This window comes from Treponema rectale, assembly GCF_014202035.1.
Classification (GTDB): domain Bacteria; phylum Spirochaetota; class Spirochaetia; order Treponematales; family Treponemataceae; genus Treponema_D; species Treponema_D rectale.
Genome location: NZ_JACHFR010000001.1, coordinates 239396 through 264388 on the forward strand (window position 1 = coordinate 239396; position 24993 = coordinate 264388).

Annotated in this window: 20 protein-coding genes; 15 read left to right on the forward strand and 5 right to left on the reverse strand. The window is 39.7% G+C overall.

Features of this window, described 5'->3' with window-relative positions:
- Positions 1 to 139 precede the first annotated feature (139 nt).
- Positions 140 to 2047 carry an EAL domain-containing protein gene (locus tag HNP77_RS12465; RefSeq protein WP_184651291.1) on the forward strand — a complete coding sequence of 636 codons (1908 nt, stop codon included), beginning with the start codon at positions 140 to 142 and terminating at the stop codon, positions 2045 to 2047.
- Positions 2048 to 2161: 114 nt separating this feature from the next.
- Complete coding sequence (locus HNP77_RS00965) at positions 2162 to 2836, forward strand: hypothetical protein (protein WP_184651292.1); 675 nt, start codon at positions 2162 to 2164, stop codon at positions 2834 to 2836.
- A gap of 13 nt (positions 2837 to 2849) precedes the next feature.
- On the opposite strand, the gene HNP77_RS00970 is transcribed toward HNP77_RS00965, so the two are convergent.
- Positions 2850 to 3287: a YcgN family cysteine cluster protein gene (locus HNP77_RS00970; RefSeq protein ID WP_184651293.1), complete on the reverse strand. Its 438-nt coding sequence runs from the start codon at positions 3285 to 3287 to the stop codon at positions 2850 to 2852.
- Between the two features lie 136 nt (positions 3288 to 3423).
- On the opposite strand from HNP77_RS00970, the gene rocF reads away from it, so the two are divergent.
- On the forward strand, positions 3424 to 4335 hold the full coding sequence (rocF, locus tag HNP77_RS00975) for an arginase (protein WP_184651294.1): 912 nt from the start codon (positions 3424 to 3426) through the stop codon (positions 4333 to 4335).
- A 74-nt stretch (positions 4336 to 4409) separates the two neighbouring features.
- On the opposite strand, the gene HNP77_RS00980 is transcribed toward rocF, so the two are convergent.
- The 3 genes from HNP77_RS00980 to HNP77_RS00990 form a co-directional block, all read right to left on the reverse strand.
- Positions 4410 to 5732, reverse strand: a complete 1323-nt coding sequence (locus HNP77_RS00980) for an aspartate kinase (protein ID WP_184651295.1) — start codon at positions 5730 to 5732, stop codon at positions 4410 to 4412.
- 30 nt (positions 5733 to 5762) lie between these two features.
- Entirely contained in the window at positions 5763 to 7712 is a 1950-nt protein-coding gene (locus HNP77_RS00985) for a ribonuclease catalytic domain-containing protein (protein WP_184651296.1), read from the reverse strand.
- Positions 7713 to 7788: 76 nt separating this feature from the next.
- On the reverse strand, positions 7789 to 9006 hold the full coding sequence (locus HNP77_RS00990) for an ABC transporter ATP-binding protein (RefSeq protein ID WP_184651297.1): 1218 nt from the start codon (positions 9004 to 9006) through the stop codon (positions 7789 to 7791).
- Between the two features lie 207 nt (positions 9007 to 9213).
- Here HNP77_RS00990 and HNP77_RS00995 point away from each other — a divergent pair, with 207 nt between their 5' ends.
- The 11 genes from HNP77_RS00995 (at position 9214) to dapB (ending at position 20899) form a co-directional block, all read left to right on the forward strand.
- Positions 9214 to 9720 (forward strand): RNA polymerase sigma factor, encoded by a 507-nt coding sequence (locus HNP77_RS00995; RefSeq protein ID WP_184651298.1) that lies wholly within the window; start codon positions 9214 to 9216, stop codon positions 9718 to 9720.
- Positions 9721 to 9729: 9 nt separating this feature from the next.
- On the forward strand, positions 9730 to 10491 hold the full coding sequence (locus tag HNP77_RS01000) for a hypothetical protein (protein WP_184651299.1): 762 nt from the start codon (positions 9730 to 9732) through the stop codon (positions 10489 to 10491).
- Position 10492: 1 nt separating this feature from the next.
- Positions 10493 to 12715 (forward strand): caspase family protein, encoded by a 2223-nt coding sequence (locus tag HNP77_RS01005; protein WP_184651300.1) that lies wholly within the window; start codon positions 10493 to 10495, stop codon positions 12713 to 12715.
- Positions 12716 to 12788: 73 nt separating this feature from the next.
- Positions 12789 to 15314, forward strand: a complete 2526-nt coding sequence (locus tag HNP77_RS01010; RefSeq protein WP_184651301.1) for a TonB-dependent receptor plug domain-containing protein — start codon at positions 12789 to 12791, stop codon at positions 15312 to 15314.
- Positions 15315 to 15433: 119 nt separating this feature from the next.
- The gene (locus tag HNP77_RS01015; RefSeq protein WP_184651302.1) at positions 15434 to 16072 is read left to right on the forward strand and encodes a MotA/TolQ/ExbB proton channel family protein; all 639 of its coding nucleotides are present in this window, start codon (positions 15434 to 15436) and stop codon (positions 16070 to 16072) included.
- Between the two features lie 14 nt (positions 16073 to 16086).
- Complete coding sequence (locus HNP77_RS01020; RefSeq protein WP_184651303.1) at positions 16087 to 16497, forward strand: ExbD/TolR family protein; 411 nt, start codon at positions 16087 to 16089, stop codon at positions 16495 to 16497.
- Between the two features lies 1 nt (position 16498).
- Positions 16499 to 16900, forward strand: coding sequence for an ExbD/TolR family protein (locus tag HNP77_RS01025; RefSeq protein ID WP_184651304.1), 402 nt, complete (start codon positions 16499 to 16501; stop codon positions 16898 to 16900).
- A gap of 1 nt (position 16901) precedes the next feature.
- Positions 16902 to 17495, forward strand: a complete 594-nt coding sequence (locus tag HNP77_RS01030; protein ID WP_184651305.1) for an energy transducer TonB — start codon at positions 16902 to 16904, stop codon at positions 17493 to 17495.
- Between the two features lie 90 nt (positions 17496 to 17585).
- Positions 17586 to 19502, forward strand: coding sequence for a clostripain-related cysteine peptidase (locus tag HNP77_RS01035; RefSeq protein WP_184651306.1), 1917 nt, complete (start codon positions 17586 to 17588; stop codon positions 19500 to 19502).
- Positions 19503 to 19522: 20 nt separating this feature from the next.
- A complete protein-coding gene (locus HNP77_RS01040) occupies positions 19523 to 19876 on the forward strand; it encodes a hypothetical protein (protein WP_184651307.1) in 354 nt (117 codons plus the stop codon).
- Between the two features lie 234 nt (positions 19877 to 20110).
- The gene (dapB, locus tag HNP77_RS01045; protein WP_184651308.1) at positions 20111 to 20899 is read left to right on the forward strand and encodes a 4-hydroxy-tetrahydrodipicolinate reductase; all 789 of its coding nucleotides are present in this window, start codon (positions 20111 to 20113) and stop codon (positions 20897 to 20899) included.
- 10 nt (positions 20900 to 20909) lie between these two features.
- On the opposite strand, the gene HNP77_RS01050 is transcribed toward dapB, so the two are convergent.
- Positions 20910 to 23258, reverse strand: a complete 2349-nt coding sequence (locus tag HNP77_RS01050) for an alpha-L-arabinofuranosidase C-terminal domain-containing protein (protein WP_184651309.1) — start codon at positions 23256 to 23258, stop codon at positions 20910 to 20912.
- A gap of 148 nt (positions 23259 to 23406) precedes the next feature.
- On the opposite strand from HNP77_RS01050, the gene HNP77_RS01055 reads away from it, so the two are divergent.
- On the forward strand, positions 23407 to 24903 hold the full coding sequence (locus HNP77_RS01055; protein WP_184651310.1) for a Do family serine endopeptidase: 1497 nt from the start codon (positions 23407 to 23409) through the stop codon (positions 24901 to 24903).
- The last annotated feature ends 90 nt before the right edge of the window (positions 24904 to 24993 follow it).

Consider the following 24993-nt stretch of genomic DNA (forward strand, 5'->3'; position numbering starts at 1 on the left):
AACGTAAATGATGTTTTTTTAATCTTTCCTTGTAAATTCGTATTTTATGCTTCATAATTTAAAAACAGTTACAAAGTGAATGATGTATTAATAAAGTTTTCTGCGTCTTGCCTTTTTATATTCTTCAGGGGGAAATCCAGTGTGGAATTATAATTACGTGGTTCCTGATTTTATTGTACTTCTTGTGTTCTTTTTTTTCTATCTCTCAAAGAAACGTGTCCCGATAAGGGTTAATAAAAGTTTCCTTAATATTCTTGTCCTTGAACTTATTGTACTTGTGGCAGATGTTCTGGCATCTTTAAGTATAGAACACGGAGCTTCTTCTTCTTTTGCAGTTGTAAAAATACTTAATATTTTATTCTTTGTTTTTTTTATTCTCAGAAGCCTGTGCTTTTTTATGTGTACCTGTGACTTAATGCAGGTCCGGATTGAATGTATAAGACCACTCCAGGTGATTTCTTTTTTTGTTTTTGCTTTGTCGGAATTTTTTGTACTGCTGAATGTGTTTTTTCCCACTGTTTTTGAACTTTCAGACAGTATTATATATTCAAGGGCGTCAACTTATAACGTAATTTATGTAAGCTGCTTTTATTTTATAATGGTTTCCCTTGTGATTATCTTTTATAAAAGTAAAAAAGTTTCCAGAGTAAATTTCTATACGGCCCTGGTCTTTAACCTGATAGTTTTTGCAGGTTATGTTATGAGAATAATTTTTTCAAACTTCCTCATAATGGATCTCTTCTGCCTTGTTGCCATAATAATTATTTATCTGTCTTATGAAAATCCGGATTTTTATCTGGAAGAAAAAAGCGGAACCTTTAATACCAGCTCGCTTAACGATCTGTTAAGGGAACTGAAAGTGACGAAGAATTCCTTTGCAGTAGGTTTTGCAATTCATAATTATAATGAACTGCGGGAAATTTACGGTGGTTCTCAGATGGATAATGCAATTTCCCAGATAGGAGATTTTCTTACAAAAAAATATCAGAATCTTCTGACATTTTATGTACGCAGCGGAAGATTCATCATAATAAATGTTTCTTCCAGTATTGCTGCTGATGATTTCTGCAGTCAGGTATCCCGGAGGTTTTTAGACGGGTGGAGTGCAGATGATGATACTGACGTATATCTTGAGATAGATTTTGCGCGCTTAAGCCCCGAGGTTTCTTTTTCTGAACCGGAGAAAGCAGTAAACGGTCTTATTACTGCGTTAAGCAGCATGGATAAGGTAAGCGGTGCTTCTGTTTATGTAACGGAAGAAACAATAAAATCTATTGAAGGAAAAAAAGAAGTAAAGCGTGCCGTAGAAAGGGCAGTGGAAAATGATGCAGTGGAGCTTTTTTTACAGCCGCTGGTGGATGTTAACACCCATAAACTTGTGGGGGCGGAAGCGCTTGCCCGAATAAGAAATTCTAAAGGAGAATTGATTCCTCCGGCAGAGTTTATTCCCATTGCAGAGCGTAATGGCCGGATAAATATTCTCGGTGAACAGATGTTTGAAAAAGCCTGCCGGTTTATCAGGGACAATGATATGCAGGCTATGGGATTATCCTGGATAAACGTTAATCTTTCGCCTATTCAGTTTTTTAGAATGGATTTAAACGAAAGGTTTACTTCAATATTGAAAAAGTTTAAGATTCCTGCAAGAATGGTACATCTTGAAATAACTGAAGAATCGATGATTGATTATGCTCTTCTGCTGAAGCAGATACTGGCTATGAAAAAATCGGGATTTCAGTTTGTCCTGGATGATTATGGTTCCGGTTATTCAAACGTTACGAGACTGAAAAGGTGTCCTTTTGTCAATGTAAAGCTTGATATGGAACTTGTCTGGGATTATTTCAGGGAACAGGATAAAATTCTTCCGACACTGGTGCAGACCTTTAAGCAGATGAATTTTACCGTAACTGCTGAAGGTATTGAAAACGAAGACATGGCGGAGGCTATGAAAAAAATAGGTTGTGACTACCTGCAGGGCTTCTATTTTGCAAAACCTCTTCCTGCTGATGAGTTTTTAATTAAGTATTCAGCAAATCAGGGCGCGTGATAAAAATACATCAGGAGCTTTTTTTATCAGGAGCAGTCTGCATTTAAAGCCTGCGGCTGCTTATTGCTACAATTTTACTGCAGGGATACCGCCGGGCTTTTGTAAGGAGTCTATATGAAAAAGTTTTTTATTTCCATTTCTGCTGTGCTTCTTCTGGGATCATCTGCATTTGCAAAAAAATGGACTAACAATGTTGGAGTAGGATTTGATTACCAGAAGTCCTTAACCTCTTACGATTCAAGCGATTATTCTGATATTTCACAGAATTCTTTCGGTGTTCATGGAACATATATCGGAGTTCATGAAAACGGCTTTACTGCAAAGGCTGACCTGAATTTTGGTATCTGCCTTACTGATGATATCAGCATTCAGGATTTAGATACTAATATCGGCTTTTTTGAATCATATCTTCTGGGCGCAGGATATTCTTTTGTAAACACAGACCGTTTCCTTGCAGGCATTACGGGAATGGTCGGACTTGATATGTGGGTTTATGGTTTTACAGAAACACAGACCGTGGCTTCAGTTGATCATGATTATACAACTTCTGTCATCAACCTTACTTTTTCTACCGGTTTTGACTTATTTGCAAGAACAAAGATTTCTGATCATTTCGGATTCTATGGCAATCTTGGCATCCGTTATCAGGTAGCAGGCGTTTCTTTGTATGGCAGGGAAGATTCTTATGAAAACGGCGGAACCGTTCATTCGTCAAAAGTTAATGAGGATGAACTTCTTTTAGGAAAATACATTATAGAACCTTCAGTTGGTTTTATGTGGGTTTTCTGATAGATGAACTTAATCAGCATTCAGGTATTTCGTAATCTTCCCAGAAAGCTTCATCTGTATCTTTTTCGTTGATGAGGTTTTTTACCTGAAGTTTTCTGACGGAGCAGCTGTCTTTTGATATAAGCGGATGTTCCGGAGGAAGAGGTTTTCCTTCATACAGTAATCTGTATGCGCAGGTAGATGGAAGCCATTTAAACTCAGGCAGGTTTTCTTTTGTAAGCCTGATGCATTCTTCATTCAGTTCAAGGCGGCTGTTGTACCGGCTGCACTTTCCTGTATTAAGGTCAAGAAAGTTGCAGGCAATCCTGGTATAATGCAGCCGTTCTTTTTTTCCATGCCCCGTGATGTATTTTCTGAGGCAGCATTTACCGCAGCCGTCGCATAAAGCTTCCCATTCTTCTTCCGTCATTTCTTCAAGAGATTTGTTTTTATAAAAATCTGCATCAGTCATAGGTGGGAGTATACTTTAACCTTTTTCAGCTGTCCACTAAGTTACCACTAAGTTATATTAGCTTCATTACTGCTGAGTCATAATTATTATGAATATTATCTTGAACTAACAAGGCTCTTTTAAGTAGAATGCCCCCATGAACGTTCATATTATTGAGATGCCGCTGGATTATGGCGGACGCAGGCACGGAAGTGATATGGGACCTTCCGCAATTCGATTGGCAGGAGTGCGCCGCAAGATAGAAAGTATCGGCCACACTGTTGTCACTGACTCAAAATCAATTGAGGTCATTCCTCAGGAGAATGTTGATATCGGCTCCAACCCTAAGGCAAAATATCTGGAACCGATAGTTAAGGCATGTACTGAACTTGCCGGTGTTGTAAGGAATTCTGTAGAAAAAGAAGAATTTCCTCTTGTTCTTGGCGGAGACCATTCCATCGTTCTCGGAACTGTGGCGGGACTTCATTCAGCTTACAGGGAGAAGGGGAAGCGTCTGGGGGTACTTTATGTCGATGCCCACGGAGACTTTAACACGGATGAAACCTCTCCTACCGGAAACATTCATGGTGAGTGTATGTCTGCCTGTGCAGGTTACGGGCTTAAGGATCTGGTAAATCTTTATGAAGAGGGCCGGAAAGTAGATCCAAAGAACATCTGCTATGTGGGAGTCAGGGATCTTGATGAAGGTGAGAAACGCCTTATGAAGGAAGCCGGGGTTACTGTTTTTACAATCAGTGACATAGACCGCTACGGATTTGATGAGGTTGTAAAAAAGGTAAAGCTGTTTTTTAAGACCCGCTGTGATGTAGTGCACATCAGCTTTGATATGGATTCACTGGATCCTTCCATCGCTCCTGGTACCGGTGTTCCTGTTCCGGGAGGAATGAATTATCGTGAGGCACTTCTCCTGATGGAAGAAATGCATTCAATCGGTCTTGTAAAATCCATGGAAATTGTAGAAGTTAATCCGATTCTTGATGTACGCAACGAAACTGCCGTTATGGCTGTAAATATTGCAGCCCGTCTTCTTGGAGAGAAACTTTTCTAGGACTGATTCCGTCAGACAAAAAAAATCCGGACTTCACTTTTATTGTTGAAGTCCGGATTTTTTTTTATCAAAAACTAGAATAAAGCTTTATGAAGTACCTGAACGGTTTTTTCTACCTGGGCTGTATCAACGATAACGCTGATGTTTACTTTTGAAGCTCCCTGAGAAATCATCTGCACATTGATTCCTTCCTTTTCAAGGGCTGCAAATGCTTTTGCCAGAATACCGCTGGAACGGGAAGCGTCACAGATGATTGTAACGATTGCTTTATTTGTCTTTACGGTTATGTCTGCAACATTTTTTACGTCTTCAATAAGGCCTGTAAGATCAACTTTTCCGTTTACAGTAAGGGAAATTGAAACTTCAGAAGTTGCAATTACGTCTACAGAAATATTCCATTTGAGGAACTGGTTGAATACATGGGCAAGAAAACCTGCTGCTCCGAGCATACGGGAAGACTGAATGTCTATGAGGGCAACATTTTTTACGCTGGTAATTGCCGTTACCAGAGGACGTTCACCGGAATGTTTTTCTACGATAATTGAACCAGGTGAATCTATGTTGTAAGAATTCTTTACTCTTACAGGGGTTCCTGTCTTGCGGCATGGAATCATTGAGCGGGGATGAAGAACCTGTGCACCGAACATGGCAAGTTCCTGAGCCTCTTCATATGTAACTTCCGGAACAGGGTGTGCTTCACTTACTACGCGCGGATCTGTTGTAAGAATTCCGTCTACGTCTTTCCATGTCTGAATTTCATCAGCCTGCATTGCAGCACCGATCATTGTCGCAGAAAGGTCAGAACCGCCTCTTCCTAATGTGGTAATGATACCGTTTTTGTCTTTTGCAATAAAACCGGTAACGATAGGAATTTTTTTATCACTGCCGTTTTTGTATCCGTTAAGATGCTGCGGTATTGTCGTCCATACATCGTCCAGCAGTTCTGCCGACATGTAGTTTGAGTCTGATACCATTCCGATATCCCATGCGTCATAAAACTGAGCCGGAGTTCCCTGTTTAGAAAGGTAAGCTGCCATCATGCGTACGGACATTCTTTCTCCGAAAGATACAAGATAATCTCTCGTGCGCTTTGTAAGTTCATGAAGCATACTGATTCCTGTAAGAAGGAATTTAAGTTCTTCAAGAAGTTCTTTTATTGCCGGAACTTCAATGTCCAGTTCTTTTGCTGTTGCCAGATGAAGTTCTTCAACTTTTTTTATATCCACAGTTCCCTTAACGGCCATGTCTGCTGCGTCAAGAAGGTGATCTGTGGTATCTCCCATTGCACTTAAAACAACAACCGGGAGCTTATCCTTATAAGCCTGAATTATTCCTGCTACGTGGCGGATACGTTCAGCATTTGCAACGCTGGAGCCGCCGAATTTCATTACTATCATACCCGAAGAATTATATTCAAATTCAACGTCTCATTCAACAGGAATATAGTCAACAGTAAGTTCCGGAATATTGATGTTTGCAGCCTTTACGCGGATTTTCTCATTAAGCTCTGTTTCTTTTGACGGCATTATGTAGGCTTCCGTTCCAAGCTCAGGAATAGAAAAGAGAGGAACCTTCTGACTTTTATCCAGACAGACAGCTTCTCCTGTCCATTCAGGATTCTGGAGCAGGTAAACGAGAGTCCAGTGGGTGTTGCTTTTGCGTTCGGCTTTTTTTGCAGCCTGCATTGCAGCATCTCCTTCACTTACCCGCATGAGCATGGTGTCTTTATCAATAAGGGGTCGTCCGTCAAGAAAGGCTCTGAGCTGTTCATGGGCGATAAGGTCTCCGTAACGGCGCAGGGGGCTTGTAACCTGGGTGTACATGTTAAGCCCCAGACCACAGTGCATTGCAGGAGTAACGCCGACGCTTCTTCGCTTCATGCAGCGGCGCAAACGGTACTGACCGGCAAGTCCTTCCGGTATTTCTGAAGGAATGTCCGGGGCATCCTGACTTACATAGGGGAATGGAATGTTATTCTTAAATGCAAATTTTGCAGCACCTTCTCCGGCTAAAAGCATCATTTCTCTGATCATTTCTCCGCTTTCAAAATGATTTACAGCTCTGATGGATACTGTTTTTGTTTCAGGATCTACGCTGAGGTGAACTTCCGGCATGTTAATCTGAACAGCACCTGCTTTAGCTCTTCTTTCTGCATTTTTTCTTGCAATTTCAAAGAGAGGTTTCAGTTCAGCACTGTCTTTCTGTTCATCAGCCTGTTTGTAAGTAAGCCTTTTTACGTCGACAATGGTTTTCATTACGGTACATTCTTCTACGTCGCCGTTTTCAGACAGCTTTATCCGGAATGAAAGAGCCCTGCTTATTTCATTTAGTCCCAGAGCATAGTCAGCCAGACTTCCTTCTGCAAGCATTCGGGCTGCTCCTTCAGGAATGTAAAGGGTTGAACCGCGGGATCTGGCACTTCTGTCAATCGTACTTTCAGGAAGTATGGAACTTGCAGGGTCTGCAATGTGTACCCAGAGGTAGGTTCCGTCAAAGGCTACTGCATCATCAGGATCTGAAGACCATTCATCATCTATTGCATAGGAAATGCCTTCAACTTTAACCCTTTCTTCTTCCGGAGGTGCACTTAAACATTCTGAAGCCGAATGCATTGAAAGGCCCCAGCGCAGTGGATGAGGATTGCGGGTAATTTTCCAGAGTCCCGTATCAAGTAAAAGTTTATGTGCTTTTTCAGGAGTTTCTTTCATGTGGGCATCATGCATGGTTCTTGATTTATCTGTTTTGCCCAGTGCAAGAGCTTCCACGTCTCCCATAAATTTAGAATCTTCCGGAAGCAGTTCATGTTTCTTTAATCTTGTAATAAACTCAGCCCTTATTTCAGCTTCATGGCCTTTTTCGTCTGCTTTCTTTACCAGGGAATCAATTTCTTCACTGGAGCGTGGGGTAAAGGTTATCTTACCGTCCATCTGGTCTTTCAGGTTCTGCATGAAATAAACAGTATTTTTAAGGGCAAGGTACAGCCCCCAGGATTCATCTGCCTTCAGTTCTCCGTAAAAGAGGGAAGTAAGGTCTTCAAAAGAGTGGCTTTCGTTTTTTGTTGAATCATCTGAAGATAAAAGTTCCCAGCATTCTTTTATGAGAAGAGTCAGCCGGTTATCGGAATTGAGGTTATAAATCTGTTCTTCGGAAGGTGAATTTTTTTCAGCAAAATCCAGAACCTTTTCAAGGGATGATGCAGGGCCTTCATGAAGAACAAGTACATCTTTAGGACGGACGTTCTGTTCTCCCCATACGGCTTTTTTAGTCTGCGTAGCCGGTACTGAAAGAAATTTTACGGGGAATTTTCCATTTACTGCATCTCCTGTAACGATTGCCGGAGCGTTTTTATAAACAACAACTGAATTACTTTTAATCATGATAGGAAAGTGTAACTTAATTTTTAAATAAAAAAAAGGCACTGTCTTCAAAACAGTGCCTTTAAATCAACACATATTACATGTTGTCGTTTGCAGAAGCGTCAGCGATAAAGCCTTCGTCCTTCTTGTAACCAACTTCACCTGTAAGTGCATTTACAAGCCATGGAGCTTCGATTCTTTCACAGATGTTAAGTTCTGCATCAAGATCTTCAGGATTCTTGACAAAGAATTTACATCTGTTCATTGCAGGCTGGAAGTTAACTGTTTCACCCAGCTTGAATGATTCTTTTGCAGAAGCCTGAACGCGTGCGATGATGTTCTGTCCCTTTGTAGCAAGGAAGAGGTGTGTTTCTGCACCAAGAGGTTCCTTGTTAGAAACCTTCATCTGCATGTTGTTTTCTGCAAAAGGAGCATCTCCGTAAGCAAGATCTTCAGGGCGAACACCGAAGTATACGTCTTTTCCTACGTATTCCTTAAGTGCAACCTGCTGTTCTGCTGTAGGAACAAGTTCAAATGTTCCTTCGTCAGCGATGATTGCATCACCCTTCTTTTTGATTGTAACTGTGAGGAAGTTCATTGGCGGCGAACCGATGAATCCTGCAACGAATTTGTTGATAGGATGGTTGTAAAGGAACAGTGGTTCACCGATCTGCTGAACGTGACCGTCCTTCATAACAACGATTTTTGTACCCATAGTCATAGCTTCAATCTGGTCATGGGTTACGTAAATCATTGTAGCCTGGAGTCTCTGGTGAAGTGCTGCAATTTCACCACGCATTGTAACGCGGAGCTTTGCATCAAGGTTAGAAAGAGGCTCGTCGAAAAGGAATACTTTAGGGTTACGAACGATTGCACGACCTACTGCAACACGCTGGCGCTGTCCACCGGAAAGTGCCTTCGGTTTGCGGTCAAGGTACTGTGTAAGACCGAGTGAAGTTGCTGCTTCGTCAACGCGACGGCGGATTTCTGCCTTGTCCATCTTGCGGATTTTAAGACCGAATGCCATGTTGTCGTAAACAGTCATGTGAGGGTAAAGAGCGTAGTTCTGGAATACCATGGCGATGTTTCTGTCCTTTGGAGGAACATCGTTCATGAGTTCACCGTCGATGAGAAGTTCACCTTCAGAGATTTCTTCCAGACCGGCAATCATGCGGAGAGTTGTTGACTTACCGCATCCTGAAGGACCTACGAATACACAGAAGTCCTTGTCTTCAATAGTGATATTGGCATTCTGAACGGCATGAACTCCACCGTCATAGATTTTACCAATACCCTTGAGTTCTACTTTTGCCAATTTTGGCCTCCCGAGGGGTTATATTATTTCTATAATTATATGCTGTGATTTTCTATAAGTCAAATGGAATTTTGAATGTTCCGGGTTTTCCTTTGACAGAATCTGTTATAAAACTTAATATTATTTTAAGTATTGGCATTAAAAAAAAGTAACATTTTATTCTTATTCGGGTGTCATATATATAGAGACGGGGTTATTTAATCAGAGATGAAAACGTTGACAAACAGTGACTTTGCCGGGGTGTATGAAAAGTATGCTCCGATGGTATTGAGGCGGTGCCGTTCCATCCTAAAGGACGAAGAAAAAGCTCTGGATGCCATGCAGGATGTATTTGTACGCCTGATGGAAAGCCGGACTCCCATAAAGCAGCTTTGTGCAAGTCTGTTTTATGTAACTGCAACAAGGGTTTGCCTTAACAAAATCCGTTCTGACAGATTAAGGCAGGGCTTTGATCTGGATGCGGTTGCGGAAGTTATGGCAGATGATTTTGCTGAAAAAGAATTTCAGAAAGTTGAGGCAGGAGTAATTCTGGAACGGATTTTTTCAGGTCGTGATGTAAAGGATTCGCTTATTGCATCTTTGCATTTTGTTGACGGACTGACCCTGGAAGAAACGGCAGAGCAGGTTTCCATGTCAGTTTCGGGAGTACGGAAAAGGATTTCTGAGCTTAAAAAGTTTTCCGTAAAATTTATGAACAGGCCAGAGGCTTTATAAGGAGTATATATGATTCCGCAGTTATTATTGGAAGAAATTCTTCTTGGAGAAAAAAAGAAAGAAGATTATTACGAAAAATATGGTAAGGAAGAACTTGAAGGGGCTCTTTCTGAATTAAAGAAATCAGATGAGGACATTCTTAAAAATTATTCCCCGGAAGTTCAGCAGACTGAGGTGATGAAAAAACTTTTAGGCAAAAGAATCTCTCCTGTACAGAAAGGAAGGAAGCTGTTTACTTTAGTTAAGTTCGGTGCAGCTGCGGCCCTGGTACTTGTTTTTGCATTTCCTGTGCTTAACAGAAAAACTGTCCCTGCTGATAAAACAGAAACTGTCAGGATAAAAGGAAATATAAGCCAGAAACTGTTTTTATACCGCCAGCAGGGTAGTGAAGTAGTCCGTCTCGAAAACGGAGATACGGCTGCAGAAAATGATCTTATTCAGATCACCTATGTTCCGGGAATTTATGATTATGGAGTAATTTTCAGTGTTGATGGAAACGGAAATCTTACCCGTCATTTGCCGGAAGCTTCATGGGAATCTCAGAAGCTTGAGAAAAACGGTGAGGAAGTACCGCTGTCTTTTTCTTATTCCCTGGATGATGCTCCGGATTATGAATGTTTTGTTTTCGTTGCATCAAAGAAGGAATTTAATCTTTCTGAAATTGAGACAGTAGAAAAATCAAAATACAGTCTGGATTTTATAAAAAACGGAAATTATGTTCCGGAAGACTGTAGTGTGAAGGTTTTTACATTAAAAAAAAGGAGTGAGTAAAATGAAAAGAAAGGAAGGTTTTTCTGTAAAAAAAGGTTTTCTGATTATGCTTGCAGTTTTTCTGTTTCCAGTGGTTTCTTATTCCCAGAATGCTGCCGGTGGTGAATCAGGAGGTGTAGACCGTTATGCAGTTTTCATCGGCTGTAATTCAGCAGGAAAAAACTATCAGAAACTTTTATATGCCGGAACTGACGCCATGGCTTTTCAGAAAACAATGGCAGAAATCGGAGGCATTTCAAGGTCAAACGGAATTCTTCTGCTTGAACCTTCAAGAACGGATCTTGATGATGCAATGAACAGTATTGCAAAAAAAATTTCAGAAAAGAAAAACGGTTCAAAACGTTCAGAATTTCTTTTCTATTATTCAGGTCACTCAGATGAGAATTCTCTTCTGCTGGGAAAAGACAGGTATGATTATTCTGAATTAAAAGCTGCCATCAATAATATTCCAAGTGATGTTCACGTGGTAATACTTGATTCCTGCTATTCAGGAAATTTTATCAGGACAAAGGGAGGTCAGAAACAGAAACCCTTCCTTGTAGATGACTCCTCCGTAGTAAAAGGACATGCTTATCTTTCTTCCAGTTCTTCCCAGGAATTTTCCCAGGAGTCTGACGAGATCGGTTCGTCATTCTTTACTAATTCAATGCTTACGGGATTAAGGGGTGCAGCAGACAGTTCAGGAGATAAAAAAGTTACGCTGAATGAACTTTATTCCTATGCGTTTACAGAAACTCTTGCTAAAACGGAAAAAACGAGCGCAGGACCACAGCATCCTAATTACAATATTACTCTTGTAGGATCAGGAGATCTTGTACTTTCTGATATTACTAATTCAGACAGTGTCCTTCAGATTGCAGCAGATTTGACCGGCCGTTTTATAATCAGGGATGAAAACGGAAAACTGATTTCGGAAGTAAACAAGCTTCATGATTCTCCGGTGTATCTTGCCCTTGAGCAGGGAAGTTATGACGTTATGCTTATAGAAAGAAACAGAACCAGACAGGGCAGTTTTACACTTGCTAATGGAAAGGTTTTTAAGCTTTCTGCTGATTCGTTTAAAACTGTTGCGGTTGAGGATAACAGAGTCAGGGGACAGGAAGACGACAGTAATGAAGATAATAAAGATAATGAGGAAAAAGAACTGGTTTATGTTCCTGTAGATTTTTCTATTGCTGCAAATGAAATTTCCCGTACTTTTGGAAGTCCGCTGCGTTCTAATCTGTCCTTTGGACTTTTTAATACAAATATTTATGAACTTGACGGTATTCTTTTTTCCGGAGGTATAAGTTCTACTCACGTAACCAGGGGTGTTCAGGCAGCTGCTCTGTTCAACAGTACAAAGTCCCTTTCTGGTGTTCAGGCTGCAGGTCTTTTCAATGTGGCGCATGATACGAATGGTGTACAGGCTTCTTCAATATTCAACAGGGCCCGTGATGTAAAAGGCATTCAGGCTGCTGCAATATTCAACAGTGCTCATGATTTTGACGGAGTACAGGCTTCCTCTATTTTTAACTCTGCACGTAATCTCAGGGGTGTGCAGGCTTCAGGTATATTTAATGCTGCAGATTCCATTAATGGTGTTCAGGCATCGGCAATCGCAAATATTGCAGGAGAGATTAACGGACTTCAGTCAACGGGAATATTCAACAAGGCAGATTACGTTTCGGAAAGCGGTCTTCAGCTGGGTATCATAAATTATGCAAAGAATCTTGATGGCATACAGATTGGTCTTGTTAATATTTCTGATGACGGTATTTTTGAAACAAGTTTTTCTTATACGTCTAATAATAATCTGCGTGCAGTTCTTACATCGGGTGCTAAGCGATTTCATTCTGTATTCGGATTTTCAATGTCTGCAAAAAATATATGCCGGAATAATTACAGTGACGGAGTAACCTATGACATGATTATGGGGTTTGGTTCCAGGCTTGAATTTAGCAATCTGAATTTTGATTTTGAAATCCATGCAAATGAAATATTTCACAGTGACCGCATAAAGGAAGATGCTGAGGATGAAGTTACATATTATCCTTCCGCAAGATTTGCCGCAGGATTTGCACCGTCAAGTCATTTTAAGATTTTTACAGGTCTGATTATTTCTGTTGAACATGAAAAATATGAAGATTCTTTTTATGACTTTAACAGTAACATTCATTTTAAGTACAGAGACTTTACTTTCCATCCGGAGTTTGAAGCAGGGGTAAGTATTTCGTTTAATTAACATAAAAATTAACTTAAAAAAAAGTGACATATTTATAAGCCTTGCGTGTCTAAAAAGATATGGAGGCTATTAAATGAAAAAAGTTTATTTGCTGGGATTTCTTTTTTTACCGGCATTAGTTTTTTCCAGGGAACTTAAGGTTTCTGTTTTTGACGGAGACCTTGAGTTTCCTCTTGAAGGTGCAGCTCTTTCTTTACAGGGCAGTACTTCTTCAGTTTATTCAGATGAAAATGGTGCGGCTGTTTTTGATGTTCCTGATGATGTAGATTCTGGAATTATAACATCCGTCCTTCCAGGCTATGCAAAAAGTTCAGTTGAGTTTTCTTCCGGCGATGTTTTTATAAATGTATACATGTCTATGGCAGATGTTATCGAAGGTGAAGAACTTATCGTAAAAAGAACTGCTTCTCAGTCCGGCGGAGAAAAAACAGGAGTTTCTACAGTAATAAGCAGGGAAGAAATGCAGACAACTGCAAATGTGGGAATTATAGAGGACTGCATGTCTTCCGTAAGAACTCTTCCTGGTGTTTCATACAGTGGTGCATGGGGCAGTAAGCCTTCCATCCGCGGCGGGGAACCTAAAGAAACTTCATGTCTTCTTGACGGAATGTATACGATTTTTCCGTGGCATTGGGGTGGCGGTGCATCTATTTTTAATCCGTCGATTGTTGATTCAATTAAACTTTCAAATGGAGTTTTTTCTGCAAGATACGGAAGGGCTTCTTCAGGTCTTATTGAAGCAGAAACTCTTAAACCGGATTATGAAAAGTTTCATGTCAATGCATCTCTTTCTACAACATGCGCTGATCTTTTTGCCCAGGTTCCTTTTGGTAAAAATACCGGCGGTATGATTTTAGGTTCTCATCTTACTTATCTGGATCCCCTCTGTATGGCAGTGAAGGCTACTGGAAGTGATCTGCTTGATTCCGTTGAGAGAGCTCCTTATATTCGTGATGCTTTTATCAAAACAAGCCTGACTCCTTATCCTGAACTTGATATTTCCATGATAGGATTTTTTGGTAGTGATGGTATAGGAATTGACTTGTCAGAAGAAGATAAGGGAATAACGACTGCAGCTAAACTTGATTATGATATATATCAGGCATTAGGTGGTCTTAACGTAAAGTATCTTGTAACTGACAGTTTTTTCCTTCAGGGACTTCTTTCTTATAATGGAATCTACGAGGACCTTGAACAGAAGGTAACGGAAAATGGAAATGTTTTATACAACCAGGATTTTATAGAAAAGTATTCATCAAAATATTCAGGAGTTTATTCCGGGGCCGGTTATGAGCTGGATAATCTTGAAACAAATGTAGCAGAAAGAATTAACAGTCATCTTGTTTTCGGTAAGTTTGAGGGAGAAATTCAATTCTCCGATATGAATCAGCTTTGCTTTGGTGTTGAAGAAACCTTTTCTACAACAACAACAAAACAAAATATCAACGGGTGGTCTGACATTGAAACCTCGGACGGAACTTTCTTTAAGAATATTAACTTTTCTACATACAGTAAGGGAAACTGCGTTCTGGATAATTCTGTATATTTTTCATGGGTTCATGGAAATGAAAACAGCCTTATTGAATCAGAAGTCGGAGTGAGGGGAGAGTTTATAAATCTCTGGAATAAAAAAGATGATTATACCCTTAACTTCATACCAGATATCTGTCCGAGGGCATCAGTAACATTTACTCCGGTGAGAAATACTTCCTGTTTTGAAAGAGTTTCCTTTAATGCAGGGTCTGGAATTTTTGTTTCTATACCTATGGAAACAATGATGTTTACAAAAGAAATGGGACTTAAGAACTTTGATGTTCATACTAACAGAGCACTTCTTGGCGTTATTGGTGCCGAAGCTGTATTTAACGGCGGCTGGAGTGTAAAACTTGAAAGTTATTACAGGCATTACCTTTCGAGAATTTACACTTACAGTACTCTTGATGCTGCAAGTAACTGGGAGGATATTTCTTTATTTGCAAAGTCAAACGGGCAGGGCCATGTGTTCGGACTTGATTTTATGCTGGAAAAGAAAAGGGAAGGTATATGGGACGGCTACTGTTCATACTCCTTTGTTTATGCACGGCTTAAAAATCCCGCAGGAATTTCTGGTGATGAATCAATTGAACCTGGCAGCGATACTGAACTGGATAAATGGTTTTATCCATCTTATCACCGTTTTCATACTGTAAATCTCGTAAGTAACTGGCACTTCAAGAATAACTGGACCCTTACCGTTAAGGGAACTCTTGCAACGGGAACTCCAAAAGAAAAGACAGGCGGTGTGACCTGTTATGCGGCAGAGATGGATGACGGTACTGTAATTCAGCGCTATACCCGCAGCTCTTTTTACAGCGATACTCTCAGAACTCAGATTTCCTGTCCTGTTGATTTAAGAATTGCAAAAAACTGGGTATCAGAAGACAACAAAAAATCCTGGGAGTTTTATTTTGCCCTTCAGGATGTATTTGTAAATCTTTATTCACCTAAAGGCGGAAAGTCATTCAACAGTTATACAGGTGAAGTAAGCGAAGTTGAAGACTCTGCTGACTTTAATATTGGAATTCCAATACCGTCCCTTGGATTTAAAATGAATTTCTAAAAAATCTGGTGACACTTTTTCTGTCATGAAGTGTCACATAAAGTAAGAGAATAAAATTAAATAAAGTCAGAATAAAAGGTTAAGGAAGTTCAGCGTTTTATTCTGACGGGAGAGAAAAAATGGAATCAGGATTCAGCTTGATAGAATTATTTAAACTTGGCGGACCTTTTATGTGGGTTCTTCTTGCATTTTCTGTTGCAACAATTGCAATTATTATTGAACGCAGTATTTATCTTGCCTGGCACAATTGTAAGGTGTCTCCTTTTACAGATAAAATAAAGTCCCTGTTAAAAAACGGAAACAAAGCCGAGGCAGAAAGATATCTGGCTTCCTGTACACACAGACAGACTATTGCATCCATACTTCTTGCCCTGCTTAAGAGTTCTGTTTATGGAGAAAACAGGATGGAAAGAGCTGCAGAAACGGAAGCTCAGGAAAGACTCAGAAGAATGGAAAGCGGTTTTAATTATCTTACAGCTCTTTCTTCTCTTGCACCCCTTACAGGTTTTCTCGGAACAGTTTCCGGAATGATCGGTGCCTTTCAGTCTATTGCAATGGCTACTGATGTAAATGCCCAGCTGGTTGCAGGGGGAATCTACGAGGCTCTTATTACAACTGTATTCGGTCTGATCATAGCAATCGTAGCACTGGTAGCTTACAACCTGCTGATCCAGAGAGTAGATACTTTTTCAGCAGAAACTTCAAAAGCTATAAATGACCTTTCCGCAGTTCTGCTTGATGAAAATAAAATCGCCTGATTCTGGAGAATGGGATGATAAGAAGATTTATTCGTCATAAAGTAGATGATGCCGGAAGTTCCGGATCACTTAATGACCTTTCTTTTCTGCTTATAATATTTTTTATTGTAATTGCCGGCTTTAATGTTAACAAAGGGTTTCTGCTTAATCTGCCTTCAAAAGACAAACCTGTTACAGTTAACTGTAATGACATAATGAAATGCAGTTTATGTGCAGACGGAACTTTAATTCTTGACGGTGATGCAGTTACTCTGGAAACGCTGTCGGGAAAAATAAGTGAGAAAATCAGTATATGGCCAAATATGACTTTTCTCTTAGTCATAAATCCGGACACTTCTTATCAGAATGTTGTTGATGTTATTTCTTACATAAGAAAACTGAAAGTAGAGAACTTTTCATTCAGAATGGAAAAGCCGGAGGAGTGATATGGTTAACATAAAAAGAAAACGCAGAAATCCTTCAATCACTACTTCTTCAATGTCAGACATTGGTTTTCTGCTGCTGATTTTTATAATGCTCATATCTTTAATGAATCAGAGATATGAAGAAAAAATAAATTATTCAGAAAGTACAGAAATTGAAAAAACGCAGTCTGAATCTAATTTTGAAATATGGATTCAGAAGAACGGAACGGTCTCTGCTGAAGAGAAGCTGCTTTCTCCGGAAGAACTGGAGTCACTTGTTGTTGAAACTGTAACGGAAAATCCTGAAGTCCGTATACACATTATTGCTGACCGGGATACTCCTTACGTTTATGTTGATTCAGTAATAAGTGTTCTTCAGTCACTGCAGCATAGAGTCGTAAGTTTTGTCATAAAGGAAAAATAAAATGAAGTCATTAAATTTTACTTCTGTATTTAAATATTATCGTCCTTTTCTTTTTTTTATAGTTTTTCTTCTTCATGCACTTTTGATTTATTCACTGAACTTTAAGGATGAACCGGTTGTGACAGATACGGAGGAGTTTGTTGATGCACAGGTTTTTAAGCTTGTTGATGTAATTGAACAGCTGCCACCTCTTCCTGTTGAAGAGAAGACTTACGTAGAGGTTACAAATCAGCCGGCAGCTTCAGAAAAAATAATAGAGACTGAAGAAGAAGTAAGGATTGTTCAGGAAGAAATAGATTATCTTCCCCAGCATAAAATATCTTCAGTTCCTGTAATACCGAGTCGGGAAGTTTTATCCAGAATTGTTTATCCGCCTCTTGCCCTTAAGCAGGGGATTGAAGGAATCGTATATCTTGAACTTTATATAGACGGAGAGGGTGTTATAAGGAAGATAAATGTCTTGAAGGATCCTGGACATGGTTTTGCTCAGTCTGCGGTTGCGGCTCTTACCGGTCTGACCTGTATTCCGGCAAATGCAAACGGAAAAAATTGTGCTGTCCGTTACAGATATCCTGTTAAGTTTACCCTTAATTAATATCTTGAAATAATATTGAATAGTAATAAAGATTTTTTATATAATAAAATCCTTGCGGTAAGAATAATTACTGCATTCTGGAGGTTTTAAATGAAAAAATTTAGGACAGGTATGTTCATATGGCTTGTCTGTGCTGTGCTTTCGGTATTGTTTACGTCCTGCTGGCATAATTCAGAGGGATCTAACGAACCGGAATGGGTTAAGGAAAGCGACTGGCTTTTTGTTTTCTATTACGATGCTGACAATAATCTTAATGACGAAATTTATGCAAACATGAAGCAGGCAGAGTATGCTCTGACACGTTTCAGAAATGAAGACGGAACTGTAAGAACTGGAATGCCTTCTGTAAACATGGTTGTATTATGGGATGGACAAAGCGAAGACGGCCTTGATGAAAACGGTAACGTATACGCTCATCCTTCATCAGCTCTCTTTGATCTTGGAGCAGATTTTGATCTTGAATATAAAAGCTGTACTTCAAATAAGTACGGAGTGGGTTATGTATGCTATAAAAACTCAGCTGAATCAGAAAGACCTTTAGGTGATTCATTTAAGATGAGCAGCAGTACAGTTGATTACAAAAAAGAAGTTTCATGGTTAAAGAATGAACCTGACATGGGAAGTGGAAAAACTCTTACTGAATATATGAAATGGATTTCCCGTCATTATGCCGCAAAGCATGTAGTACTCTGTTTAAGTGATCATGGTGCGGGAACGGGTAAAGAAATGTATGCAGACGTAACTTCTTCTTCAAGAACTCTCTGTTATGATGATACAAATGGAGGCGAACGCTGCATTACAAGTCGTAACATTAAAGAAGCTCTTTCAGCTGCAGGATACACTGGTGAAAATAAAATCTCACTTCTCTGGATGGATGTCTGCCTTCAGTCTACTGCAGAAATTGCCTATGACTTGAGAGGTCAGGCTGATTACATGGTTGCTTCTCCAAACGTAAGCATGAGTCATGAGTATGCTCATTTATTCAGCAGCTTTACCAGTGATACTACAGTTCTTGATTTTGGAAAAACACTTGTAAGTGCTTATCATCATGATTATTATTCCATCCCTATGCCTGCAGAGGAGGGCTCTTATTACAGCGGTTGTTCCCTGTTTACAATGTCCCTTCTTGATCTTAATGAATCAAAGCATGAAGCTTTAAAGTCTGCCATTGATTCCTTTGCTGATGCTCTTCTGGAGATTGAAGATGACGGTGTAGATTCTTCGAAGTTTTATGATTTTTATTCTTCGTATGTAAAACAGGATAAGGATAATTATGAAAATACTAAAGACAGAGGCATCGTTTACGGCGGAACTTATGTTTATCTTTCAGATATAGGTGAAATGGCAAAAAGAGCCGCTTCTTATTTTTCTGATAATGCCGCACTCTGCTCAGCTGCACAGAATGTCCTGAATGAACTTGATGCCTCTAATAACGGCGTGATAGTTTATTCTTATGCCGGAAAAAAAGGTCTTGAAGTTTGTGAGGTAAATACTGATGCAGCAGATTCAGCAATGTGTTTAAGTGAGTTGCAGCCTTCTGATTTAGGTTGGTTTGAAGTTACTGAAGGTCAGCTTTACATGACTGGTGGAAAAGATTATCTTACTGGAGAGTCTGTATCAACTGAACTTGCAGAAAACTATTACGGTCTTACCATAGAAACTCAGAATGTCACAACTAAAGATGATATCAGATATTATATAATTTTATATATTGTTACCTTTAAGTATCCTGAGTTAGAAACGGATGATATGTCAGATGAGACCATGGAAGAAATTGAAGATTTTTCAAAAGAACTTGCAGCTTTAAGTGATGATGAGCTTTTAAATAGATTCTCAGCTGAAGCAGTAGCTGCCGGTGCAAAACCGCTGGAAGTATATTATTATGTTGATAATTTTAAGAAACTGCTTAAAGAAGCTGATTATGTTTCCAGCTATTCAGATTACACAGGTTATTCTGAAAAATGGGGTAAGGTAATCAGTCTCTGGCAGTCTGGAACTCAGGATTAATTTTTTTGGAGACAGACTTTATGTTTAAGAAATTGCTTTTTATTTCAGCAGCTGTTCTAACTTTAGTATCTGCTGTCTCCTGTTCATCTTCAAGGCAGGACACCGCAAGTGCAGAAACTGTTTCTGAGTTACCGGGACTTCCTGTTTCTGCAAGGGGAATTCTTCAGTTAAATGAAGAAGGTGAAGCTGTCGTAGTTTCAGGAGGAAAAACTAAAAACCGGGGAACTGTGGTGCTTGTTCCTTGTGAAGGATATGAAGAGGTTTATGCAGGCCTTTCTTCTTTCAGCGGAAAGTCTGTAGAAGTTACAGGCAGGCTTCTTGAAAAGAACAGTCCCTGGTCATCAAAGATGGAACTTATTTCCATAAAGGAATAGTTTTTGAGGTTTCCTTTAGTATTCCACGAATGTAAAAAATAATATAGGGCATCTCTAGAAATCCACTAATGTGTATTTCTAGAGAATGCCGACGAGTTTTAAGTCGTTGTAATGTCACGACTTAAAACATCGCTCTTTCAGAGTTATCTCTAAAAATTGCAATTTTTAGAGATTCCCTATATATTTTAGCTGTTGTCTGTTTTTCAGGCAGCAGCTTTTTTTTGAGAGGTATGTATGAAGATTGCACTTGTTGGATACGGAAAAATGGGTCATATGCTTGAGTCAACGGCCCTTTCCTTCGGTAATGAAGTTGTTACGACAATTGATGTTATTGCTCCGGATGCAAAAGTAAAAGTTGCTTCCGGTGATTATGAGGCTGTAGCAAAAGCTGTGATTGAAAGCGGAGCGGAAGGAGTAATAGAGTTTACTCATCCATCTTCGGTTATGGGAAACATAAAGGCTCTTCTGCCTTCAAAAATACCTCTTGTAGTAGGAACTACCGGCTGGAACGATAAACATGAAGAAGTAGCTGCTCTTGCTGCACAGTGCGGCGGTACGGTTATGACCAGTGCAAACTTTTCTATCGGAGTAAATCTTTTCTATAAAATAGTAGAAGAAGCTTCAAAACTTATTAATGCTTTTGATGAATATGATGCAGCAGTCTGGGAAATGCACCACAATCAGAAAGCAGATTCTCCAAGCGGAACGGCTTTAGATGTTGCCCGTCATGTGCTTGCAGGCTTTACAAAAAAGAATGAAATCGTAACGGATGCTTTCCACTCAAAGCCTCTTCCTAATCAGCTGCATGTTTCTTCAACAAGATGCGGTTCTGTTCCTGGAACTCACACTGTATATTTTGATTCTCCGGCAGATACAATTGAACTTACTCACACGGCAAGAAGCCGTCAGGGATTTGCCAGCGGTGCAGTTCACGCCCTCGAAAACCTTAAGCGTTTTCTGGATGAAGGAAAACTTTCTTCCGGAAAGCTTTACGGAATGAAGGACGTGTTCCCTGAGTTTTAGTTTTTAATTTTTACTGCTGCTTTTTTATTTTAAAGGCAGCGGCACTGAAAGCAGGCATGGTAAATATAAGGTGGTTATCCTTAAGACTTACCGTGCCTTTTTTTGGTTTAAAACTGAAGGGCTTTTCAAAGGTGTTTTCTGCATCCATGGGGAATCCTTCGTACAGTGTCATTTCTGCAGCAGCTGCACTGCATCCGGTTCCTTCCAGAGAAACAGAAACTTCCTGTCCGCTTTCGAGAACGTTTACAGATTTAAAGTAAAAGTATTCATCATCTTCTGTAAGACTCTGGTATAGTAGTTCCGGAGCAAAAGGTTTTGATTCTGTATCATGAAACAGAACTCCGTTGATGTATGCCTTAATTTTTTTACCGTCACATTCCAGGGTAAGTTTATAATCCGTATTCCGCTGAACAATTATTCTGTGCTGGTGAAGGCAGGAACTTTTACCGTTTATTTCTTCGCACACTGCTGAATCCTGATTCTGCCATCCTCCGATTTCCCAGAGAAAGCGCCGGTTTTTTGTTTCACCGAAATAAATTCTGAATCCCTGTTTTGCTGACAGTTCTTTTGCGTTAAGCGTAAGCTTCCATTTTTTTGATTTTATTTTTCCAATTGAAACTTTTCTGTTTGATGCATTTACTGTACAGTCTTTTATTTTTTTACTGCGGCTTATTTTTCCATCATCCTTTATTTCCGTAAGGATAATGTCTGAATAGAAAACGGAGGCTGTGTTAAACGAAAGATAAATTTTCCCTGGAATTGAATCAGGAGATTCATCTTTAAGAAGAGTTTTTCCGTCAGCAGAAGAAACAGTATTAACAAGAGTATCTCCTGTATTGTGCATGAACAGTTTCTGTATTTCGTAGTTCGCAGATGTTATTGAGCTTGTCGAGTTGAACCATATCATGTCCGGTTTCCAGTTTACATAGTCGGTGTGACAGAAAAGCGGAGCATAGCAGGCAAGATGTACTGCAGGAGCTTTTTCAAGGAATGTCATGAAGGCTGCTTCGTAAAGAGCGTTTTTCCAGGTATTACCCCAGCTGGCGTATTCTCCCAAAAATACATGAGGACCTTCAGCCTTGTAGTTCATGTAGCGGCGGGCATTTTCTATGAACCACTCTGGAGCCATGTAATAGTGTTCGTCAACAAGATCAGCCTTGAATTCTTTTGCTTTATTCCAGCCCAGTTCAAATTCACTTCCTTCTGCAAAAGGTCCGCTGGAACCTATTATTTTAAGTTCAGGATATTTTTCTTTTACTGCATCACGGATAATCTTAAATCTCGGAGGAAAATCTTCTCCTACTTCTTCGTTGCCTATTCCCAGATATTCAAGATTAAAAGGTTTTTCATGTCCCATTTCAGTACGGATTTTTCCCCATGTGGTATCAGGTGTACCGTTTGCAAATTCCACAAGATCCAACGCGTCCTGAATGAATTCCTGCATTTTATCCATGGAGCAGGCTCTGAAATGATGTGGATCGTAGCCTGCCGGAAGTACTGGAAGAGGTTTTGCTCCTATATCTTCACACAGAAGGAAATATTCATAGAAACCAAGCCCCAGACTCTGGTTGTAGCCCCAGTTGTTTCTTCTGGAAGGGCGGTCTTCAATTCTTCCAATTGAATTCTTCCATCTGTACTGGCTGTCATGTTCTTCTGAATTTAAGGAGCCGTCATGTACAAGACATCCTCCCGGAAATCTTAAAAAGGCAGGCTTTAACTCCTTTAACTTTTCTGCCAGATCTTTTCTGAGTCCGTTTTTTCTTCCATTAAATGTTTCTCTTGGAAAGAGTGATACAAAATCAATGTAAACTTTTCCCCTTCCTTCTGCAGAGATTAGAAGATTATATTCATCATCCGTTTTGTCCGGTGACAGTTCTGCTTCATATTTCTGCCATCTGTCCGTAATGAAGAATTCAGATTGTGCATGAGCTTTTCCGTCTTTTGAAACAAGCTGCACTTTTATTTTTTTATCGGTCATCTGTTCTCTGCGGGCATAGAAACTGAAGTCATATATTTTTCCGGCTTCAGCAGGGATTCCCTTTGAGTATCCTGTATTAATTACGCCAGTGTTTTCTCCTGGTGCAATAATGTCGATTCCAAGGTAGTGAGGATTTTTCTGACTGACAGGAGAACCTGTTTCTATTACAAGGTTTACTTCTCCCTCTCCGTCATTTTTTTTCCATGCAGTAAGGTGTGTATACGACGGATTGTCTGTCGGACAGAATTCAAAAGCCCTGTTTCGTATAAGTTCACCGTAAAGGCCTCCGTCTGCTGCGTGATTAAGGTCTTCAAAAAAAATTCCGTATAAATCTCCGGTATATTTTGCGTTTTCTTTTTTTTCTGCAGTGATTGTAATCATAATTAATCCTTATGTATCTGTAATGCAGGAACAATTATGGTGTAAAGATTTATAAATGTATACAGCAAAATATGTAATCAAAAACGGAAAAATTGATTATATTGTAATGAAAGAGTAAAGTAGAAATCAGTTCGGAGGATTTTTCTATATGAAAACAGCTGTTAAAAAAATAACTGGTATTTTAAGTGCAGCAATACTTTCTTTTGGTTTTGTAGCACTTTCATGCAAAGTTCACAGGGGTTCAGCAAATGTTGCTTTTGCAGAATCTGTGGACCCGGTTTCTGTAAAGATTCCGGAAGATTCACTTAATATGACTCTGGCTCTTCAGAATACATTCAGGGCTATCAGTTCTCAGGTGCTTCCTGCTGTAGTTCAGGTTGATGTTACGGAAGTTACAAAAGTAAAGCAGTATAATCCATTTAAGGATATGGATCTTCCGTTCCTCTTTGGAAATCCTTTCGGGGATGAAGATGGGGAAGAAAGAGAATATACCCAGTCAGGTCTGGGAACAGGTGTAATCGTCCGCCAGATCGGAAATAAGGCATATGTTCTTACAAACAACCATGTTGCCGGTAAAGCTACTACAATAAAAATAAGGCTCAGTGATGACCGTGAGTTTGACGGTACTCTCGTCGGAAAAGATGAAAGGGTAGATATTGCTCTTGTTTCTTTTGAAGTTACAGACGGAGAAAAACTTACTGTTGCAAAACTTGGAGACAGTTCAGAAGTTCAGCAGGGAGATATTGTTCTTGCTTTGGGAAGCCCTCTTGGTCTTACTTCCAGCATTACCCAGGGAATCATCAGTGCTACAGGACGTGACGGTTCTAAAATTGGTTCAATAAGTGATTTTATTCAGACGGATGCTGCAATTAATCAGGGTAATTCCGGCGGACCGCTTGTAAATATTTATGGAGAAATAATCGGAATTAATACCTGGATTATGTCTCAGTCAGGCGGAAATCAGGGACTTGGATTTTCTATTCCTATAAACAATATTAAGAGTTCAATTGATCAGTTTATCGAAAGCGGAAAAATTGTTTACGGATGGCTTGGTGTAAGCCTTGTTGAAGTTGAAGAAAGCTATAAGAAAGATCTTGGCGTGGAAGGAAAGAACGGAGCCTTCGCTTCTGAAATATTCCTTAATTCTCCTGCAATTAAAGGCGGTATTCGTGCCGGAGACTTTATTACGGCTCTTAACGGTCATGAAATTAAAAACGTAAATCAGCTTGTACGCGAAGTAGGCAGTCTCAGTGTAGGTACAAAGGCTAAGTTTACTCTTTATCGCGGTAAAGAAAAACTTGAAGTTGAAGTAACCATCGAAGAACGCAAGGAAGATGTTTCCGGAGATAATACAAAACTCTGGCCTGGATTTATTGCTTCACCTCTTAATGACGAAATTAAAAAGGCTCTTAAGATAGAAGATGAAAACTTAAAGGGAATTGTTGTTGCAAAAGTTCAGGAAAAGTCTCCTGCTTCTGCACTGCGTATTCAGAATAATGATGTAATTACTGCCGTTAACGATAAGAAAATTACAAGCCTTGCAGAATTCTATGCAGAACTTGCAAAATGTGATTCTGAAGTCTGGTTTGACATTTACTCTGAGGGTCATACAATCAGTACAGGCCGTTACAAGCTTAACAAATAGGTTTACATGTTAATTATGATGCCGGCAGATGCTTTGTATACTGCCGGCATTTTTTTTATGTCATTTTCGGTATACTGCCGGCATTTTTTT

Excerpts from the sequence above, each read along its gene's own strand:
- HNP77_RS00965 (WP_184651292.1), top strand. The coding sequence starts at position 2,162 with ATGAAAAAGTTTTTTATTTCCATTTCTGCTGTGCTTCTTCTGGGATCA.
- HNP77_RS00970 (WP_184651293.1), bottom strand. The coding sequence starts at position 3,287 with ATGACTGATGCAGATTTTTATAAAAACAAATCTCTTGAAGAAATGACG.
- rocF (WP_184651294.1), top strand. The coding sequence starts at position 3,424 with ATGAACGTTCATATTATTGAGATGCCGCTGGATTATGGCGGACGCAGG.
- HNP77_RS00980 (WP_184651295.1), bottom strand. The coding sequence starts at position 5,732 with ATGATAGTAATGAAATTCGGCGGCTCCAGCGTTGCAAATGCTGAACGT.
- HNP77_RS00985 (WP_184651296.1), bottom strand. The coding sequence starts at position 7,712 with ATGATTAAAAGTAATTCAGTTGTTGTTTATAAAAACGCTCCGGCAATC.
- HNP77_RS00995 (WP_184651298.1), top strand. The coding sequence starts at position 9,214 with ATGAAAACGTTGACAAACAGTGACTTTGCCGGGGTGTATGAAAAGTAT.
- HNP77_RS01000 (WP_184651299.1), top strand. The coding sequence starts at position 9,730 with ATGATTCCGCAGTTATTATTGGAAGAAATTCTTCTTGGAGAAAAAAAG.
- HNP77_RS01005 (WP_184651300.1), top strand. The coding sequence starts at position 10,493 with ATGAAAAGAAAGGAAGGTTTTTCTGTAAAAAAAGGTTTTCTGATTATG.
- HNP77_RS01010 (WP_184651301.1), top strand. The coding sequence starts at position 12,789 with ATGAAAAAAGTTTATTTGCTGGGATTTCTTTTTTTACCGGCATTAGTT.
- HNP77_RS01015 (WP_184651302.1), top strand. The coding sequence starts at position 15,434 with ATGGAATCAGGATTCAGCTTGATAGAATTATTTAAACTTGGCGGACCT.
- HNP77_RS01020 (WP_184651303.1), top strand. The coding sequence starts at position 16,087 with ATGATAAGAAGATTTATTCGTCATAAAGTAGATGATGCCGGAAGTTCC.
- HNP77_RS01025 (WP_184651304.1), top strand. The coding sequence starts at position 16,499 with ATGGTTAACATAAAAAGAAAACGCAGAAATCCTTCAATCACTACTTCT.
- HNP77_RS01030 (WP_184651305.1), top strand. The coding sequence starts at position 16,902 with ATGAAGTCATTAAATTTTACTTCTGTATTTAAATATTATCGTCCTTTT.
- HNP77_RS01035 (WP_184651306.1), top strand. The coding sequence starts at position 17,586 with ATGAAAAAATTTAGGACAGGTATGTTCATATGGCTTGTCTGTGCTGTG.
- HNP77_RS01040 (WP_184651307.1), top strand. The coding sequence starts at position 19,523 with ATGTTTAAGAAATTGCTTTTTATTTCAGCAGCTGTTCTAACTTTAGTA.
- dapB (WP_184651308.1), top strand. The coding sequence starts at position 20,111 with ATGAAGATTGCACTTGTTGGATACGGAAAAATGGGTCATATGCTTGAG.
- HNP77_RS01050 (WP_184651309.1), bottom strand. The coding sequence starts at position 23,258 with ATGATTACAATCACTGCAGAAAAAAAAGAAAACGCAAAATATACCGGA.
- HNP77_RS01055 (WP_184651310.1), top strand. The coding sequence starts at position 23,407 with ATGAAAACAGCTGTTAAAAAAATAACTGGTATTTTAAGTGCAGCAATA.